Here is a 17,039-nt window from a genome sequence, read left to right on the forward strand (position 1 = left end):
CTAACGGGTTCGAGTGGCCGGGTAGCGCGCGGCGCCGCGCAACAGCTCGAATCCGCTGACGGTGCCGTCGCGGCCGCGCTCGAAGCGCAGCGACATGTCCTGTGCGGTCATGAAGAACGCATCCTTGGCTTGCGCGAACAGCTCCATGCGCTGGGCCCCGAACAAGTCGCTTTGGAAGTACAGGCGCCCGCCGTCGGCGACGACCTGGGCCGGCCGGTCCAGCAGTCGGTACTCGCCCGCCAACAGCCGGTTCGCTTCGGCATCGCCCGCGATCGCGGTCTTTTCGATCACCTGGAACTCGGGCCAGCCGTACTCGGCCGCGATGCTGCACAGGATCTCGTCGATCAAGGCGGCACCGTTGTCGCTGTTGGTCATCACCACCACGCCCTGGCCCGAGCGCGTGTAGCCATACAGCTGCGCGCGAAAGCCGGCGCTGCCGCCGCTATGACCGAAGCTGCTGCGGTCGCCCAGGTTTTCGACGAAGAAGCCCAGGCCGTACTCGCCCAGGCCGCGCGTGAGCATGGTCGCGGCCATGTCGCGCGACAGCAGCCCCGCGGACTGGCCCGCCTCGGCGCGCTGCACCTCGATCAGCACGCGCGCCAGATCGCTGGGCGTGGTCCACAGGCCGGCCGCCGCCGACTCCGGGTAGACATGCCATCCGCCCGCGACGGGCTTGCCGCTGTCGTCGTGGGCGCTGGCCGCGCGCGTGCGCCAGGCGTCCGGCAGGGGCGCCGCGAAGCTGCTGTGGCTCATGCCCAACGGATCCAGCACCGCCTCCTGCATGTAGCGATCGAACGGCTGGCCGCTGGCCTCGCTCATCATCAACTGGACGATGCTGTAGCCGCCGCCCGAGTAGCGCCAGACGCTGGCGGGCGCGAGCTCGACCCGGACCGGCGCCGAGTTCGCCGGCGCCGCGCCGTCCAGCACCTGCAGCAGGCTCGGCAGCGCCTGTCCCGGCGCATAGCCGTCGTAGCCGTGCAGGTTGGTGCCGGCGCTGTGGTTGAGCAGCATGCGCAGACTCACTGCCCGCTCGCGCGTGTAGTCGTTCTGCGGAATCTGCCAGGACGCGAGCTGGCGATTCGCGTCGCCGTCCAATGCCAGTCGGCCCTGCTCGACCAGACGCAGCGCGCCGATGGCGCTGAGCGACTTGCTGATCGAAGCGGCCTGGAACAGGGTGTCGGTATCCGCCGGCCGCTGGCTGACGGCATCGGCCACGCCGTAGGCGCGCGCCCACTCCACCCGCCCCGCATCGACCACGGCGATGCTGACCGCGGGCACGCGGTGGAAGGCCATGCGCTCGCGCAGGCTGTGCCGCTGGCCCGGCGTGCCCTTCACCACCACCCGGGTCGTCAGGCCCTGCTCGACCCGGGCGATGCGTGCCTGCAGCGCGGCCGCAGCCGCATCGTCCGCCGGTATCGGCGGCGTTCGCGCCTGTGCGCACAGGCACCACAGGGCGAGCGCGGCGCAGGACAGCCAGCGGGAATGCGTCATCGGGAATCGGCCACGGCAAGGGGTACCGGGATCGGATGCGCGGCCGCGCGATTTGGTTGGAACCGCGGCCATGGCGAGCGGGCCAGGCACCCGCCGGCCTCGTGTTCCATAGTCGCCACGGTGCGCGACCATGCGTCGCCGGGCACGGGAGGGTTCGGACCGGTCCGCGCAGCGGCGGTATCGATCGCCCGGGCCGCCGAGCCGGCGGCAACGCGCGGCGATTGCGTTTCCGCCGCGTCTGCCCGGAAATAGGGAGCCGGGCGCAGCAGGCCCCGGTCGCAGGAGAGCCGCATGGATTCCACCCATTTGTTCGAGCTGGTGATCGTGATGTTTCTGGCGATCATCGCGTTGCACTACGTGGCCGATAAGCTGGGCCTGCCGCCTTCGGTGGGTCTGCTCGCCGGCGGCGCGGCGCTGGCCTTCCTGCCCGGCCTGCCCGCCATCAGCGTCGATCCCGAGCTGGTGCTGGTGATCTTCCTGCCGCCGCTGCTGATGGACGGCGCCTGGTCCATCGCCCTGACCCGGTTGCGCCGCCACCTGATCGGCATAGGCTCGATGGCGGTGGGCGCGGTGTTGTTCACCTGCGTGGTCGTGGCCGTGGTGACCCACTGGCTGATCCCCTCGCTGCCCTGGGCCGCGTGCGCGGCGCTGGGAGCGATCGTGTCGCCGCCCGATGCCGTATCCGCGCGCTCGGTGCTGCAGCGGGTGAAGCTGCCGCGACGCCTGCAGATCCTGCTGGAAGGCGAAAGCCTGCTCAACGACGCCAGCGGCCTGGTGCTGTTCCGCTTCGCGATCGCCGCCGGCGTCACCGGCGCCTTCAGCGCGGGCGAGGCGGTCGGAAGCTTCTTCCTGCTCGCCTTGGGCGGCGTGGCGGCCGGCGCCGTGGTCGGCCTGCTCTGGGTCAAGCTGGTGCGCCGCCTCGGCGACGAATACCTGATCATCGCGGCCACCGCGCTGCTGGGCTGGATCGCCTACCTGCTAGGCGAAATGCTGCACGTGTCCGGCGTCATCGCCACGGTAACCGCCGGGCTGATCGCGAGCTGGAACTCCAGCATCATCCTGTCGGCCTCGACCCGCATGCGCGGCACCTCGTTCTGGACCGTCATGGTGTTCCTGATGGAAGCCTCGGTCTTCATCCTGATCGGGCTGTCGCTGCGCGGCGTGGTCGAACGCGGCGGCGGTTTCGGCGTGGTCGCCGCGACGATGGGGTGGCACATCCTGGCGGTGCTCGCCGCGCTCACGGTCGCGCGCTTCGTCTGGGTGTTCGGTTCCGATCTGGTCATCAAGCTGTGCAACGCGCTGGGCCTAAAGCGCTATCAGCCTATCGGCGCGCGCGGCTCGACCGTGCTGAGCTGGGCCGGCGTGCGCGGCGTGGTCACCCTGGCCCTGGCCCTGAGCGTGCCGCAAGGCTTTCCCGGCCGCGACTTCATCCTGGTGACCTCGTTCGCGGTCATCCTAGGCACCGTGCTGTTGCAGGGCATGACCCTGGGCCGCGTGATCGCATGGGCGCGCCTGAGCGAGCCCGAGACCGAGAAACCGCGCATGACCATGAGCCAGGCCGAAGCCGCGATGGCGCAGGCGCAGTTCGCGACCGTACGCGCCCTGGCCTACGACGGCGCCGGCGAACTCATCCATCCCAAGCTGCTGGCGCAGTACGAGCGCAAGTCCGTGGCCATCGTCGACTACGCCGCCCGCACCGAACACTATCTGCCGCTGCTGCACGCCCACTTCGACGTCGTGCTGGAAGCCGTCGCCAGCGGCCGCCGCGAACTGATCCGCCTGCATCGCGCCGGCGAGATCGACGACGCGACGCTGCGCGAGCTCGAACGGGATCTGGACCTGGAAGAACTGAGCGCACTGTCGGCGAAGGCCTGAGAGCGCCCGCGCGCCGCCGTCATGCCTGATCAGGGCGCCGCGCAGCTTGCGCCGACGACATCGGAGTCGCCGGCGGTGCGCGCAGCGATCACAGCTGCGTGGCGTGGAGACTCCCGATCCGGGCGATTTCTGCGTCCTGCAGCCCCGCCTCCGCCGCGAAGCCGGGCCAGGCGCGCACGGCCTCGCACACGCGGGCGATCGCGGCCTCCGCACCCGGGATCGAGAAGCGGGCCGCCACATTCAACAGGTCGTCTTTGGTGATGGCGTCGAATTTGCCGTTGATGCTCATCAGGTGTTGCTGGGTCCACTCGCCACGCGGGTTGTAGGCGAACGTCACGTCGTAGGCCGGAGTCGCTTCCCAGACCCCGCCTTCCCGCAGCATGAAGGCGTGATTCTTCGTATGGTCGTCGTGGTTCTTGGCCGCCACGTTGAACGCCATCCTCGCGAACAGCTGGGTCAGCGCCTCAGGGGCCAGCCCGAGCTGCGTGGCTGCGATGAACAGCTGCTCGTAGGCATGCGTGCCGCGCTGCTTGTAGTTGAGGTGTTGCAAGGCGCACAGCGTCTGCACGTGCAGCTTGCGGTTGCCCTCTCGGTCGAAGCGCCTGGTCATGAAATGCCGCCGGCCGTTCTCCTCCAGAAGTCGGCAAGGGCTCATCACGATGCCGGCTTGCGTCGCCATGAGGTGGTAGGCGTACTCGATTCGTCCGTAGTCCTGGCTGGACCCCAGCTCCAGATCCTTGCCGACGCCATCGAACTTCAGCAGCCAGTGCTCCCAACCCGGATCCACGTCGAACTGGCCGCTGCGGATTTCGTTGGTTTGCGGATTCCAGGCGATGACGGCCTTGGCGCGAGCGCCGCCGGCCGACGTGCCCACCCGGATGATGTTGGCCAGCGCCGCTTGCGCGGCCTGGTCGTCGCTCAGATCCGCATGGATGGCGCGACGCGCCTCCTCCACCAGGTTCTTCATCGCCAGCGGCTTCTTCGATTCCCTGGCCGAACCGCGCGCCGGCCGGAACTCGATCGCGCCCATGCCGCGCTTGCCCATGTAGGCGAGCCGGTCCAGGGTGGTCACGTCCTGCGGGCCGACGCCATGACTGGCCATCCACGCGTCGATCAGCTGGTTGCCGAAGTCGTCGGGCAAAGCATCGGCGAGCATGCCCGGCAAGCCCTTGTAGGCCTCGCGGTCCAGACTGGGGAAGGTGTAGGTGCCGGCGCCGGAGGTGGGCATCGTCAGGGGCGCCAGCTGGATGCCGCGCCGCGCCCAGGCCTGGTCGTACTCGAAGACATACGACGCATAGGTCGGATCCGCGGCGACCGCGCCGACGCGCTTGCCCCAGATGCGCACCTCCACGACGATCAGCGGTGCGGCGTTCATCCGCGCCGCCTCGGCGCTCGCCGCGGCTGCGCCTGGCGGGTACGCAGCAGGGCCATGGGGCTGATCGTCGGCGCCGGCGCCAGCGCGTCCAGCGAGGACAGGGCATCCAATGCTTTCAGCACGCTGACGTAGGTGACCAGCGACGAGCCCTTGCCACGCTCGAGATCGCCCAGCGCCCGCGGCGACACGCCGGCGCGGCTGGCCAGCTCGGCCTGGGTGAGCTCCTTGGCGATGCGCAGCCGGCTGATGCGTGCGCCCAGCTCCACCAGGAGTTCGGGCGGGGTCTTGAATGAGGCAGACATAACTAGCGCCTTTCCGCCAATGAACGGCTGAAAGCCTAGCACAAGGCGGAAATCCGCTAGTTAATTATCTATCGACTAACTAGCTGAATTTTGCTTATTAATTCAAAGAAATCAATTAATAGGCGTATAAGCGCCAATTAAACGCAGATCGTTAGCAGGCCGAACCGGCGCCGTGGCGCCGCCTGCTCACCAGGGCTCAGGCGCGCTGTGACGCGCGCGCCCGAGCGGCGCGACTCACTCCACCGTCACCGACTTGGCCAGATTGCGCGGCTTGTCGACGTCGGTGCCGCGCGCCAGCGCGGCGTGATAAGCCAGCAGTTGCACCGGGATCGCGTGCACCACCGGCGACAGCACGCCGACGTTGCGCGGGGCGCGAATCACGTGCACGCCTTCGGAGGGGCCGAACTGGCTGTCCTCGTCGGTGAACACGAACAGCTCGCCGCCGCGCGCGCGCACTTCCTGCATGTTCGACTTCACCTTCTCCAGCAGGCCGTCCTTGGGCGCGATCACCACCACCGGCATGGCCGCGTCGACCAGCGCCAGCGGACCGTGCTTGAGCTCGCCGGCCGGGTAGGCCTCGGCGTGGATGTAGGAGATTTCCTTGAGCTTGAGCGCGCCTTCCAGCGCGATCGGGTAGTGCACGCCGCGGCCCAGGAACAGCGCGTGCTGCTTGGGTGCGAAGCGGTCGGCCCAGGCGGTGATCTGCGGCTCCAGATTCAGGGCGTGCTGCACGCTGCCGGGCAGGTAGCGCAGCGCGTCGATGAACTCGGCTTCCTGGGCGGCGTCCAGACGGCCCTGCAGCTTGGCCACGGTTGCGGTCAGGATGAACAGCGCCACCAACTGGGTGGTGAAGGCCTTGGTCGAGGCCACGCCGATCTCGGCGCCGGCGCGGGTGTAGTAGACCAGTTTGCTGGCGCGCGGAATCGCGCTCTCGGGCACGTTGCAGATCGACAGCGTGCGCTCGTGGCCCAGCGACTTGGCGTACTTCAGGGCCTCCATCGTGTCCAGGGTTTCGCCCGACTGCGAGATCGTCACGATCAGCTGCTTCGGGTTGGCGACCGCCTTGCGGTAACGGTATTCGCTGGCCACCTCGACCTGACAGGGCAGGCCGGCGATGGCCTCGATCCAGTAACGCGCGGTCAGGCCGGCGTAGTAGCTGGTACCGCAGGCCAGGATCTGCACGCCCTCGATATCGCGCAGCACCGCTTCGGCGTCGCGGCCGAACAGCGCCGGCAGGAACGCGCCGTCGTTCATCACCGCTTCGATGGTGTCGGCGATCGCGCGCGGCTGCTCGTGGATCTCCTTCTGCATGAAGTGGCGGTACGGGCCCAGCTCCAGCGAGGCCAGCGACACGTCCGACAGATGGACGTCGCGCGCGGCCGGCTTGCCGTGCTCGTCGTACACGTCGACGCCGTCGCGACGCACGTCGGCGGTATCGCCTTCCTCGAGGAAGATCACCTTGCGCGTGGCCTGGATGATCGCCGAGACGTCGCTGGCGACGAAGTTCTCGCCCTCGCCCAGGCCGACCAGCAGCGGACAGCCCATGCGCGCGGCGACCAGGCGGCCGGGCTCGCGCTTGCTGACCACGGCGATCGCGTAGGCGCCGATCAGTTCGCGCACCGCGCCCTGCACCGCGAGCAGCAGGTCCTTGCCCTGCGACTGGTGATGATGGATGAGATGGGCGATGACTTCGGTGTCGGTCTGCGACTCGAACACGTAGCCCGCCGCGCGCAGACGCTCGCGCTGTTCTTCGTGGTTCTCGATGATGCCGTTATGCACCACCGCCAGCTCGCCGAAGCTGATGTGCGGATGCGCATTGGCCTCGGTGACGCCGCCGTGGGTGGCCCAACGGGTGTGGCCGATGCCGAGCGTGGCGTGGAAGCCCTCGGACTGAGCGGCGCCCTCCATTTCGGCGACGCGTCCGGTGCGGCGCACGCGGCGCACCTCGGCGCCATCGACCACCGCGATGCCGGCGGAATCGTAACCGCGGTATTCCAGCCGCTTGAGACCTTCGATCAGGACCGGTACCACATCGCGATCCGCGATCGCGCCGACGATTCCACACATGCTGCGAATGCTCCTGCTGGTGTCCGCCTAGTTTAACGGCGCGCGGCGGCGCAACCGGCATGTCCGGTCTGTCCGGCGGACGCGGTGTCCGTCCGGACGGACACCCGGACACCGCGCGTCCGCCAGTCAAATCAACAACTTGCGATTGGCACGACTCGTGCATTGCTTAACAGCAAAGCCCCTACGCCCACCCGCCGAGCCGAACGCCGCATGAGCATCCGCGATACCGCCGCCCAGGACCGCCCCGTCGCTGCCACCTCCTCCAGCGCGAGCAAGCGCCGTCGCCCCTGGCTGCTGGCCGGCGCCGCCGGCGTCGGCACGATCGCCATCGCGGCCTGGCTGCTGTCGGGCTGGAGCGCCGGCGGCCGTTCGGTCGATGCCTCGCGAGTGCGCATCTCCGAGGTCAAGCGCGGCGACCTGGTGCGCGACATCTCCGCCGACGGTCGCGTGATCGCCGCCAACAGCCCGACCCTGTACGCGATCGCCGCGGGCACGGTCACGCTGAAGGTGGTCGCCGGCGACGTGGTCAAGCAAGACCAGGCCCTGGCCGAGATCGACAGCCCCGAGCTGCGCAGCAAACTGGCGCAGGAACAGGCGACCCTGGCCAGCCTGGAAGCCGAAGCCGGCCGCTCCGAGCTCGACGCCCAACTGGCGCGTTCGAACGCGCGCAAGGCCTACGACCAGGCGCAGATCGAACGCACCGCGGCGATCCGCGATCTGGAACGCCAGCAGCGCGGCTTCGAAGGCGGCGCGGTGGCGCAGGTCGACGTCGCGCGTGCGCAGGACGAACTCAAGAAGGCCGACATCGGCCTGGCGCATGCGCGCGAAGACGCCGGCCTGCAGGGCCAGGGCGCCGGCCTGGACACGCGCAACAAGCGCCTGCTCGCCGACCGCCAGCGCGCGATCGTGATCGAGACCCAGCGTCAGGTCGACGCGCTGACCCTGCGCGCGCCGTTCGACGGCCAGGTCGGCCAGGTCCAGATCGCGCAGCGCGCCAACGTCGCCGCCAACGCGCCGGTGCTGAGCGTGGTCGACCTGGCCGTGTTCGAAGTCGAGATCAAGGTGCCGGAAAGTTTCGCCCGCGACCTGGGCATCGGCATGCCGGCGCAGATCACCAGCGGTGCCGGCGAACCCTACGCCGCGCAGGTCTCGGCGGTGTCGCCGGAAGTGGTGAACGGCGAAGTCACCAGCCGCCTGCGCTTCACCGGCAAGCAACCCCCGGGCCTGCGCCAGAACCAGCGCCTGTCCGCCCGCATCGTGCTCGATACCCGCCGCAACGTGCTGATGGTCGAGCGCGGCCCCTTCCTCGAACAGTCCGGCGGCCGCTTCGCCTACGTGGTCGACGGCAGCCACGCGGTGCGCCGCCCGATCCAGGCCGGCGCCAGCAGCCTCAGCGCGGTCGAAATCGTCTCGGGCGTGCAACCGGGCGAGCGCGTGGTGGTATCCGGTAGTGACCAGTTCGATAACGCAGAAAGCATCCGCCTCTCAGGAGAATGATCATGAAAGCTTCCAACCGCACCCCCGTGTTCCCCTTCGACCTGCATTGGACGTCCGACGACCTGGCCGGCGCCATGCCGCTGCGCCTGAGCGAGCTGTTCGACTTCGACGCCGCGCGCGCCCAGGCCCAGCCCAGCGCCAACGTCGAAGCGCCGGCCCAGGCCTGGCGCCGCAACGGCTACCTGCGCAACGCCGCGCCGACCTCGTTCCGCATCCGCTGATCCCTCTCCACCTTTTCACTCAGGACATACCGTCATGCTCGACATGCGCCAGGTCACCAAGGTTTACCGCACCGAACTCGTCGAAACCCACGCGCTGCGCTCGCTGGACCTGCATGTGCGCGAAGGCGAGTTCGTCGCGGTCACCGGCCCGTCGGGCTCGGGCAAGACCACCTTCCTCAACATCGCCGGCCTGCTGGAAACCTTCACCGGCGGCGAGTTCCGGCTCGACGGCGAGGACGTGAGCGGCATGTCCGACGATGCGCGTTCGCGCCTGCGCAACCGCAAGATCGGCTTCATCTTCCAGGGCTTCAACCTGATCCCCGACCTCAACCTGTTCGACAACGTCGACGTGCCGCTGCGCTACCGCGGCATGCCCGGCGCCGAGCGCCGCCAGCGCATCGAAGACGCGCTCAGCCGGGTCGGCCTGGGCTCGCGCATGAAGCATTACCCGGCCGAGCTGTCGGGCGGCCAGCAGCAGCGCGCCGCGATCGCGCGCGCGCTGGCCGGCAGCCCGCGCCTGCTGCTGGCCGACGAACCCACCGGCAACCTCGACTCGCAGATGGCGCGCGGCGTGATGGAACTGCTGGAGGAGATCAACGGCCAGGGCACCACCATCGTCATGGTCACACACGATCCGGAACTGGCCGCGCGCGCGCAGCGCAACGTGCACATCGTCGACGGCATGGCCACCGACTTCGCGGCCGTGCCCAGCCTGGTGCGCTCGCTGGCCAGCGACGACGCCGCCGCCACCACCGCCTGAGGACGCCGCGATGACCGCCAACTCCATGTTCGGCTACTACCTCGACCTGGCGTTCCGCAGCTTCCGCCGCAACAAGATGCTGACCGCGCTGATGGTGCTCGCCATCGCGCTCGGCATCGGCGCGAGCATGACCACGCTGACCGTGTTCTACGTGCTCTCCGGCGATCCCATTCCGAGCAAGAGCGATCGCCTGTTCTACGTGCAGATGGACCCGCGCACCAAGGACGGCTACACCCCGGGCGAGGATCCCTCGTTCCAGATGACCCGCTTCGACTCCGAAGCCCTGCTGCGCGCCAAGCGCGCCCAGCGCCAGGCCGTGATGACCGCCGGTTCGGCCAATATCGAACCCGAGCGCCAGGGCCTGACGCCCTTCATGTCCGACGCGCGCTTCACCTCCGCCGATATGTTCGCGATGTTCGACGTGCCCTTCCTGCAGGGCGGCGGCTGGAAGGCCAGCGACGACGAGAGCCGCGCGCGCGTGGCGGTGATCAGCAAGGAGCTCAGCGAGAAGCTGTACGGCGCCGGCCCCAGCGTCGGCAAGCCGATCCGGATCAACGAGTCGGAGTTCCGCGTGGTCGGCGTGATCGACAGCTGGCGCCCGACGCCGCGCTTCTACGACCTGAGCAACGAGAAGTTCGGCCGCGGCGAGCAGGTGTTCATCCCGTTCTCGACCTCGCTGGCCCTGCGCATGGGCAACAACGGCGACATGAACTGCTGGGGCGAGAGCCGCAACGACGACCCCGAAGGCTCGCACGCGCTCAACGCCCCCTGCGCCTGGCTGCAGTACTGGGTGGAGCTGGACTCGGCCGACAAGGCCAAGGACTACCTGGCCTACCTGGGCAACTACTCCGACGAACAGCGCCGCGCCGGCCGCTTCGAGCGCCCGACCAACGTGCGCCTGTACAACGTGATGGACTGGCTGGACCACAACAAGGTCGTGCCCTCCGACGTGCGCCTGCAGACCTGGCTGGCGTTCGGCTTCCTGCTGGTGTGCCTGCTCAACACCGTCGGCCTGCTGCTAGCCAAGTTCCTGCGCCGCGCCAACGAGATCGGCGTGCGCCGCGCGCTCGGCGCCTCGCGCCGCGCGATTTTCGCCCAATGTCTGGTCGAAGCCGGCACCGTCGGCCTGGTCGGCGGCGTGATCGGCCTGGGTCTGGCGATGCTGGGCCTGTGGGCGGTGCGCCAGCAACCGGCCAGTTACGCCGAACTCGCCCATCTGGATCCGACCATGCTGGTCGCCACCTTCGTGATCGCGGTCGTCGCCAGCGTGCTGGCCGGCCTGTTGCCGGCCTGGCATGCCTGCCAGGTGACCCCCGCCATCCAGCTCAAGAGCCAGTGAGGCCCACCATGGACATCCGCCCCATCCTGACGACCCTGCGTCGCCACAAGACCGCCGCCGCGCTGATCGTGTTCGAGATCGCCTTGAGCTGCGCCATCATCTGCAACGCGGTGTTCCTGATCAGCAACCGCCTGGAACTGATGAACCGCACCAGCGGCCTGGCCGAGAACGAAATCGTGCGGGTGCAGCTGACCGGCATCAACAACAACGAGGACGCGCGCGCCGTCACCCAGGCCGATCTGGCCGCGTTGCGCGGGCTGCCGGGGGTCAAGGCCGCCACCGTGAGCAACCAGGTCACGTTCGGCAACTCGTCCTGGAACAGCGGCGTGAGCGTGAAGCAGGATCAGCCGTTCCCGAACCTGAGCGCGACCACCTACTTCGGCGACGAGCAGCTGCTCGATACCCTGGGCCTGAACCTGATCGCCGGCCGTCGCTTCACCAACGACGAATACATCAACTACGAAGACTTCGACAAACTGCCCGCCGACGCCGGCGTGCCGGCGGCGATCATCACCAAGGTCGTGGCCGAGAAGCTGTTCCCGGGCGAGAACGCGGTCGGCAAGGTGTTCTACAGCTGGGGTCCGAAGCCGATTCGCGTGGTCGGCGTGGTCGATCACCTGGCGCGTCCGAACAACCGCGGCGGCGCCGGCGAGTACGAGTACTCGATGATCTTCCCGATCCGGGTGACCTACGAGGTGGGCGGCAACTATCTGCTGCGCGTGGATCCCAGCCGCCGCGACGAGACCCTGAAGGCGGCGGTCGCGGCGCTGGAGAAGAGCGGCCCGACCCGCATCATCCTGGAAGACCAGACCAAGACCATGGAAACGATGCGCCACGAGTTCTATCAGCAGGACCGTTCGATGGCCTGGCTGCTGGTCGCGGTGTGCATCGCGCTGCTGGTAGTGACCGCGTTGGGCATCGTCGGCCTGGCCAGCTTCTGGGTGCAGCAGCGGACCAAGCAGATCGGCGTGCGCCGTGCGCTGGGCGCGACCCGCGGCCAGGTGCTGCGCTACTTCCAGACCGAAAACTTCCTGCTCGCCACGCTCGGCATCATGATCGGCATGGCGCTGGCCTACGGCATCAACATGGTGCTGATGAGCACCTACGAACTGCCACGACTGCCGGCGATCTACCTGCCGCTGGGTGCGGTCGCGTTGTGGGCGCTGGGTCAGATCGCGGTGTTCGGTCCGGCGCGTCGCGCCGCCGCCGTACCGCCGGCGGTGGCGACCCGCTCGATCTGACGCGTTCGATTGCGAACGCGTGGCGCAGTTCCGGGCGCGCGCGCGGCGCGCCCTCTAGTCTCTCCGAGTCGGTCCGCAAGCCCGTCCAGCCTCCGCGCTGGACGGGCCCGGACCGGGTCGTCTCAACATCCGGTACGGAGCCCGAACTCATGTCCCCACGCACCACCGCCCTGCATGCCCTCGCGATCGCCCTGAGCCTGGCCATCGGCGGCGTACACGCCGCTCCCGCGGCCGCGCCGACGTCCAGCGCCGCCAGCACCGACGTCGCCGCACGCACTCGCGCGCTCAACGCCCTGATTGACGAGCAATGGCAGACCTTCCTGCGCGAAGCGCCGGAGCAGGCCAGCTTCTTCGGCGACTATCGCTACAACTCCGGCTGGAGCGATTTCTCGCTGGCCGCCGTCGCCAAGCAGACCCGCGATCTCGAAGCCTTGCTCAAGCGCTTCCGCGCGATCGATCCCAACGGGCTGGCCGACGCCGACCGCCTCAATCTGGAGCTGATGATCCGGCGCCTGGAAAGCGATCGCGAGTTCTACCGCCTCAAGCTGCACGAGGTGCCGCTGGACCAGATGAACGGCATCCACCTGCTGCTGCCCATCATCGCCAGCGCATTCCCGTTCAACGACGTCAAGCAGTACGACGAATACATCGCGCGCCTGCGCAGCATGCCCAAGCTGCTGGACCAGGTCACCGAGCGCGCGCGCCAGGGCGCCAAGGACGGGCTGATACCGCCGCGTTATCTGCTGGAAAAGGTGGTGGGGCAGTGCGACGGCATCGCCAATCCCGCCGGCGCCGACAACGTGTTCGCCCAGCCGCTGCAGAAGTTCCCCGACAGCGTGCCGGCCGCCGAGCGCGAGCGCATCCGCAAGGCCGTGCTCGCCGCGGTCGACGAGCAGGTACGTCCGGCCTATCGCAAGCTGTCCGAATTCGTCGCCAAGGAATACGCGCCGCAGGGCGGCGAAACCCTGGGCCTGTGGTCGCTGCCCAACGGCGAGGCGTTGTACGCCTACCAGATCCGCCAGCAGGCCTCGACCTCGATGAGCGCCGAGCAGATCCATCAGTTGGGCCTGTCGGAAGTGGCGCGCATCGAGCGGACCCAGACCGAGATCGCGCGCAAGCTCGGTTACGCCGACCTCAAGGCGATGCGCGTCGCGGTGCGTCAGGATCCCAAGCAGCATGCGCAATCGCGCGAGCAGATCCTGGAGCTGTATCGCAAGTACGTGACCCAGATGGAGCCGCGCCTGCCGGAACTGTTCGGCATGCTGCCCAAGACCGGCGTCGAAGTGCGCGCGATCGAACCCTACCGCGAAAAGTCCGCGTCCGCGGCCGGCTACATGCCCGGCACGCCAGACGGCTCGCGCCCGGGCATGATCATGATCAATACCGGCTCGCCGACCGAGCGCCTGCTGCTGCCGATCGAGGCGATCGCCTATCACGAAGGCATTCCCGGTCATCACCTGCAGAACTCGATCACCCGCGCCCTGCCCGAGCTGCCGCCGTTCCGCCGCCTGATCGGAGAGACCGCCTACATCGAAGGCTGGGGCCTGTACTCCGAACGCCTGGGCAAGGAACTGGGCTTCTACCAGGATCCGTACAGCGACTTCGGCCGCCTGGCCCAGGAACTGGTGCGCGCCAACCGCCTGGTACTGGACACCGGCGTGCACCACAAGCGTTGGACGCGCGATCAGATGGTGAGTTGGTACCGCGAGCATTCGGATTCGGACGAGGTCAGCATCCAGGCCGAGGTCGATCGCTACATCGCCAATCCCGGCCAGGCGCTGGCCTACAAGATCGGCGAGCTGAAGATCGTCGAGCTGCGCGAGCGCGCGCAGACCGCGCTGGGCGATCGCTTCGACATCCGCGCCTTCCACGACCAGGTCCTGGGCGGCGGCGCCCTGCCACTGGACACGCTGGAGCAGCGCGTCGACGGCTGGATCGCCCGCACCCGCGCCAGCGGCGCGGCCACGGGCGCGCCGTGACCCTCGCGCCGTCGCGCGGTATCGGCGCACGCGCGCCGCTGCCGCGCGGCGGCGCTGGCTATACTTCCGCCGGACCCGTGGCGACGTCGCGCACGTCGCCGCACCCTCAACGTTCCGGAGCCTTATGCGCACCGTCCTGGTGATCGACGACAACCCCGCGGTCGGCACCGCGCTGGACCTGCTGTTCGGCCTGCGCGAGATCCGCGTGCTCACCGCGCAATCGCCGGAGGACGGCCTGCAGGCGCTGGAACGCGAGCAGATCGGCCTGGTGATCCAGGACATGAACTTCAGTGCCGACACCACCTCGGGCGAGGAAGGCGTGGCCCTGTTCCGCGCCATCCGCGCGCGCCACCCCGACCTGCCGATCATCCTGCTCACCGCCTGGACGCATCTGGACATCGCGGTCGACCTGGCCAAGGCCGGCGCCGCCGACTACCTGGCCAAGCCCTGGGACGATCAGAAGCTGTTGGCCAGCGTCGAGAACCTGCTGGAACTGTCGGCGAGCACGCGCGAAGTCGCGCGCCTGCACGACCAGCGCAAGCGCGTGCAGCGCGAACTCGAATCGCGCTACGACCTGCGCGGCCTGGTGTTCGCGTCCGAGGCGCTGGCGCGCGTGGTCGAGTTGGCCGGACATGTCGCGCGCGCCGACGTGCCGGTGCTGATCACCGGCCCCAACGGCGCCGGCAAGGAAAAGATCGCCGAGATCGTGCAGGCCAATTCCTCGGTCAAGTCCGGCCCGTTCGTGACGCTCAACTGCGGCGCCCTGCCCTCGGAGCTGATCGAGGCCGAATTGTTCGGCGCCGACGCCGGCGCCTACACCGGCGCCAGCAAGGCGCGCGAAGGCAAGTTCGAAGCGGCCGATGGCGGCACCCTGTTCCTGGACGAGATCGGCAACCTGCCGCTGGCCGGCCAGATGAAGCTGCTGCGCGTGCTCGAGACCGGCCGCTTCGAACGCCTGGGCTCCAACCGCGAACGCCAGGTCAAGGTGCGCGTGATCAGCGCGACCAACGCCGATCTGCCGGCGATGATCCGCGACGGCCGCTTCCGCGAAGACCTGTACTACCGCCTCAACACCATCGAGATCCACCTGCCGCCGCTGGGCGAGCGCTCGGACGACGTGCTGCCGCTGGCGCGCAAGTTCCTGCGCGAACTCGCGCCCGACGGCCGCAAGCGCCTGAGCGAGGACGCCGAGCACGCTCTGGTCGCGCACGCCTGGCCGGGCAACGTGCGCGAACTGCGCAACACCCTGCAGCGCGCGGTGCTGCTGGCGCGCGGCGAGGATATCGGGGTCGCCGACCTCGGCCTGCCGGCGGCCAGCGCCAGCGTCGCGGCCTCCGGCGGCGACGAACCCGATCGCGCCAGCATCGAGGCCGCGCTGGAACGCGCGGGCGGCGTGCTCGCGCAGGCCGCCAGCGAACTGGGTTTGTCGCGCCAGGCCTTGTACCGCCGGCTCGACCGACTCGGCATAAAACGGGACTGAGGAGATCGCGATGCGCTGGTTGCGCCGTCTGCCCCTGAGCCTGAGCTTCAGCGCGATCGCGCTGGCTTACCTGATCGTAGGCACCGCCTTGACCAGCTGGCTGGACACCCTGCTGCCGCAGCGCTGGATGGCGCCGGCGTTGGCGGTGGCGCTGCTGCTGCCGCTGTTGATCTACCACGTGCGGCGCGCGTTCGCGCCGATGAACTCGTTGTTCCGCGCCCTGGCCGGCAGCGTCGCCAGCTACCGCGACGGCGATTACAGCTTCGGCCTGTCGTGGGCGGGCCGCGGCGAGCTCGGCGAATTGGTCGCCAGCCACAACCGCCTCGGCGAGGCTCTGCGCGAACAGCGGCTGTCGTTGGTGCAACGCGAGCTGCTGCTGGACACCATGGTCCAGAACACCCCGGTGGCGATGCTGCTGGTCGATCCGAGCCGGCGCGTGGTCCACGCCAATCTGGCCGCGCGCAAGATGCTGGGCGAGGGCCGCCGGCTCGAGGGCCAGTCCTTCGAGGACCTGCTCACGCGCGCGCCCGAGCCCGTGCGCGAGGCCTTCGATCGCGGCGGCGACGGCATGTTCACCGTCGGCGACGAGGACAACGAAGATATCTACCATCTCGCCCGGCGCATGTTCCGCCTCAACGGCCGCCACCACGAGCTGGTGCTGCTGCGCCAGCTCACCGCCGAGCTGCGGCGCCAGGAAGTGCAGACCTGGAAGAAGGTGATCCGGGTGATCAGCCACGAGCTCAACAACTCGCTGGCGCCGATCGCCTCGCTCGCCCACTCCGGCGCCGAGCTGGTGCGCCGCGGTCAGTACGACAAGCTGCCGACCGCGCTGACCACGATCGAGGAGCGCGCGCGTCATCTGGAGGGCTTCATCCGCGACTACGCGCGCTTCGCCAAGCTGCCGGCGCCGCGTCTGGAAGCGGTGGAGTGGTCGCGCTTCCTGGCCCAACTGCGCAGTCAGGTCGACTTCGTCTACGACGGCCGCGCGCGCGGCCAGGAAGGCATCGTCCATTTCGACGCCGCGCAGATGGAGCAGAGCCTGCTCAACCTGCTCAAGAACGCGCACGAGTCCGGCTCCAAGCCCGAAGAGGTGCGTCTGGTGCTGCGGCGCACGCCCGACGCCTGGCGCATCGACGTGCTCGACCGCGGCAGCGGCATGAACGAAGCGGTGCTGGCGAACGCGCTGCTGCCGTTCTACTCGACCAAGCGCAACGGCACCGGCCTGGGCCTGGCCCTGGCGCGCGAAATCGCCGAAGCCCACGGCGGCCGCATCGCCCTGCTCAACCGCGAAGGCGGCGGCTTGTGCGTGTCGATGCTGATTCCGGATTGAGCGTAGTTTCGTCGCCTACGCCTTCCCCCATCCCCTTGCTTTTGAATTCCCCCCTTTGAAAAAGGGGGGCCAGGGGGGATTT

Annotated in this window: 13 protein-coding genes; 9 read left to right on the forward strand and 4 right to left on the reverse strand. The window is 68.9% G+C overall.

All coding sequences use genetic code 11. The features are described from left to right. The gene (locus tag BMZ45_RS20240; RefSeq protein ID WP_091638322.1) at nucleotides 1-1,491 is read right to left on the reverse strand and encodes a serine hydrolase domain-containing protein; all 1,491 of its coding nucleotides are present in this window, start codon (nucleotides 1,489-1,491) and stop codon (nucleotides 1-3) included. A 291-nt stretch (nucleotides 1,492-1,782) separates the two neighbouring features. Here BMZ45_RS20240 and BMZ45_RS20245 point away from each other — a divergent pair, with 291 nt between their 5' ends. Then, nucleotides 1,783-3,366, forward strand: a complete 1,584-nt coding sequence (locus BMZ45_RS20245; protein ID WP_091638323.1) for a Na+/H+ antiporter — start codon at nucleotides 1,783-1,785, stop codon at nucleotides 3,364-3,366. An 88-nt stretch (nucleotides 3,367-3,454) separates the two neighbouring features. Here the strand turns inward: BMZ45_RS20245 and BMZ45_RS20250 are convergent, their stop codons facing one another. The 3 genes from BMZ45_RS20250 to glmS form a co-directional block, all read right to left on the reverse strand. Further along, the gene (locus BMZ45_RS20250) at nucleotides 3,455-4,741 is read right to left on the reverse strand and encodes a type II toxin-antitoxin system HipA family toxin (protein ID WP_091638324.1); all 1,287 of its coding nucleotides are present in this window, start codon (nucleotides 4,739-4,741) and stop codon (nucleotides 3,455-3,457) included. After that, nucleotides 4,738-5,043 (reverse strand): helix-turn-helix transcriptional regulator, encoded by a 306-nt coding sequence (locus BMZ45_RS20255; protein ID WP_091638325.1) that lies wholly within the window; start codon nucleotides 5,041-5,043, stop codon nucleotides 4,738-4,740. Before BMZ45_RS20255 ends, BMZ45_RS20250 begins: the two co-directional genes overlap by 4 nt. 234 nt (nucleotides 5,044-5,277) lie before the next feature. Next, complete coding sequence (gene glmS, locus BMZ45_RS20260) at nucleotides 5,278-7,110, reverse strand: glutamine--fructose-6-phosphate transaminase (isomerizing) (RefSeq protein WP_091638326.1); 1,833 nt, start codon at nucleotides 7,108-7,110, stop codon at nucleotides 5,278-5,280. 210 nt (nucleotides 7,111-7,320) lie between these two features. Between glmS and BMZ45_RS20265 the strand changes: the two genes are divergently transcribed. The 8 genes from BMZ45_RS20265 to BMZ45_RS20300 all read left to right on the forward strand — a co-directional run bounded on the left by BMZ45_RS20265 (nucleotide 7,321) and on the right by BMZ45_RS20300 (nucleotide 16,957). Further along, nucleotides 7,321-8,607 (forward strand): efflux RND transporter periplasmic adaptor subunit, encoded by a 1,287-nt coding sequence (locus tag BMZ45_RS20265; RefSeq protein WP_091638327.1) that lies wholly within the window; start codon nucleotides 7,321-7,323, stop codon nucleotides 8,605-8,607. A gap of 2 nt (nucleotides 8,608-8,609) precedes the next feature. After that, on the forward strand, nucleotides 8,610-8,828 hold the full coding sequence (locus BMZ45_RS20270; protein WP_139215602.1) for a hypothetical protein: 219 nt from the start codon (nucleotides 8,610-8,612) through the stop codon (nucleotides 8,826-8,828). A gap of 34 nt (nucleotides 8,829-8,862) precedes the next feature. After that, complete coding sequence (locus BMZ45_RS20275) at nucleotides 8,863-9,588, forward strand: ABC transporter ATP-binding protein (RefSeq protein ID WP_056180491.1); 726 nt, start codon at nucleotides 8,863-8,865, stop codon at nucleotides 9,586-9,588. 25 nt (nucleotides 9,589-9,613) lie between these two features. Further along, nucleotides 9,614-10,927: an ABC transporter permease gene (locus BMZ45_RS20280; protein ID WP_091638347.1), complete on the forward strand. Its 1,314-nt coding sequence runs from the start codon at nucleotides 9,614-9,616 to the stop codon at nucleotides 10,925-10,927. An 8-nt stretch (nucleotides 10,928-10,935) separates the two neighbouring features. Further along, a complete protein-coding gene (locus BMZ45_RS20285; RefSeq protein WP_091638329.1) occupies nucleotides 10,936-12,168 on the forward strand; it encodes an ABC transporter permease in 1,233 nt (410 codons plus the stop codon). A 149-nt stretch (nucleotides 12,169-12,317) separates the two neighbouring features. Beyond that, on the forward strand, nucleotides 12,318-14,147 hold the full coding sequence (locus BMZ45_RS20290; protein WP_091638330.1) for a DUF885 domain-containing protein: 1,830 nt from the start codon (nucleotides 12,318-12,320) through the stop codon (nucleotides 14,145-14,147). A gap of 124 nt (nucleotides 14,148-14,271) precedes the next feature. Continuing rightward, a complete protein-coding gene (locus BMZ45_RS20295; protein ID WP_091638331.1) occupies nucleotides 14,272-15,627 on the forward strand; it encodes a sigma-54-dependent transcriptional regulator in 1,356 nt (451 codons plus the stop codon). Between the two features lie 10 nt (nucleotides 15,628-15,637). Then, entirely contained in the window at nucleotides 15,638-16,957 is a 1,320-nt protein-coding gene (locus BMZ45_RS20300; protein ID WP_343124214.1) for a sensor histidine kinase, read from the forward strand. Nucleotides 16,958-17,039: the final 82 nt, after the last annotated feature.

The sequence above is a fragment of the Lysobacter sp. cf310 genome (assembly GCF_900114355.1).
Taxonomy (GTDB): domain Bacteria; phylum Pseudomonadota; class Gammaproteobacteria; order Xanthomonadales; family Xanthomonadaceae; genus Lysobacter.

Bases quoted from the DNA above. Each gene is read 5' to 3' on its own strand.
- BMZ45_RS20240 (WP_091638322.1), bottom strand. From the start codon at position 1,491: ATGACGCATTCCCGCTGGCTGTCCTGCGCCGCGCTCGCCCTGTGGTGC.
- BMZ45_RS20245 (WP_091638323.1), top strand. From the start codon at position 1,783: ATGGATTCCACCCATTTGTTCGAGCTGGTGATCGTGATGTTTCTGGCG.
- BMZ45_RS20250 (WP_091638324.1), bottom strand. From the start codon at position 4,741: ATGAACGCCGCACCGCTGATCGTCGTGGAGGTGCGCATCTGGGGCAAG.
- BMZ45_RS20255 (WP_091638325.1), bottom strand. From the start codon at position 5,043: ATGTCTGCCTCATTCAAGACCCCGCCCGAACTCCTGGTGGAGCTGGGC.
- glmS (WP_091638326.1), bottom strand. From the start codon at position 7,110: ATGTGTGGAATCGTCGGCGCGATCGCGGATCGCGATGTGGTACCGGTC.
- BMZ45_RS20265 (WP_091638327.1), top strand. From the start codon at position 7,321: ATGAGCATCCGCGATACCGCCGCCCAGGACCGCCCCGTCGCTGCCACC.
- BMZ45_RS20270 (WP_139215602.1), top strand. From the start codon at position 8,610: ATGAAAGCTTCCAACCGCACCCCCGTGTTCCCCTTCGACCTGCATTGG.
- BMZ45_RS20275 (WP_056180491.1), top strand. From the start codon at position 8,863: ATGCTCGACATGCGCCAGGTCACCAAGGTTTACCGCACCGAACTCGTC.
- BMZ45_RS20280 (WP_091638347.1), top strand. From the start codon at position 9,614: ATGTTCGGCTACTACCTCGACCTGGCGTTCCGCAGCTTCCGCCGCAAC.
- BMZ45_RS20285 (WP_091638329.1), top strand. From the start codon at position 10,936: ATGGACATCCGCCCCATCCTGACGACCCTGCGTCGCCACAAGACCGCC.
- BMZ45_RS20290 (WP_091638330.1), top strand. From the start codon at position 12,318: ATGTCCCCACGCACCACCGCCCTGCATGCCCTCGCGATCGCCCTGAGC.
- BMZ45_RS20295 (WP_091638331.1), top strand. From the start codon at position 14,272: ATGCGCACCGTCCTGGTGATCGACGACAACCCCGCGGTCGGCACCGCG.
- BMZ45_RS20300 (WP_343124214.1), top strand. From the start codon at position 15,638: ATGCGCTGGTTGCGCCGTCTGCCCCTGAGCCTGAGCTTCAGCGCGATC.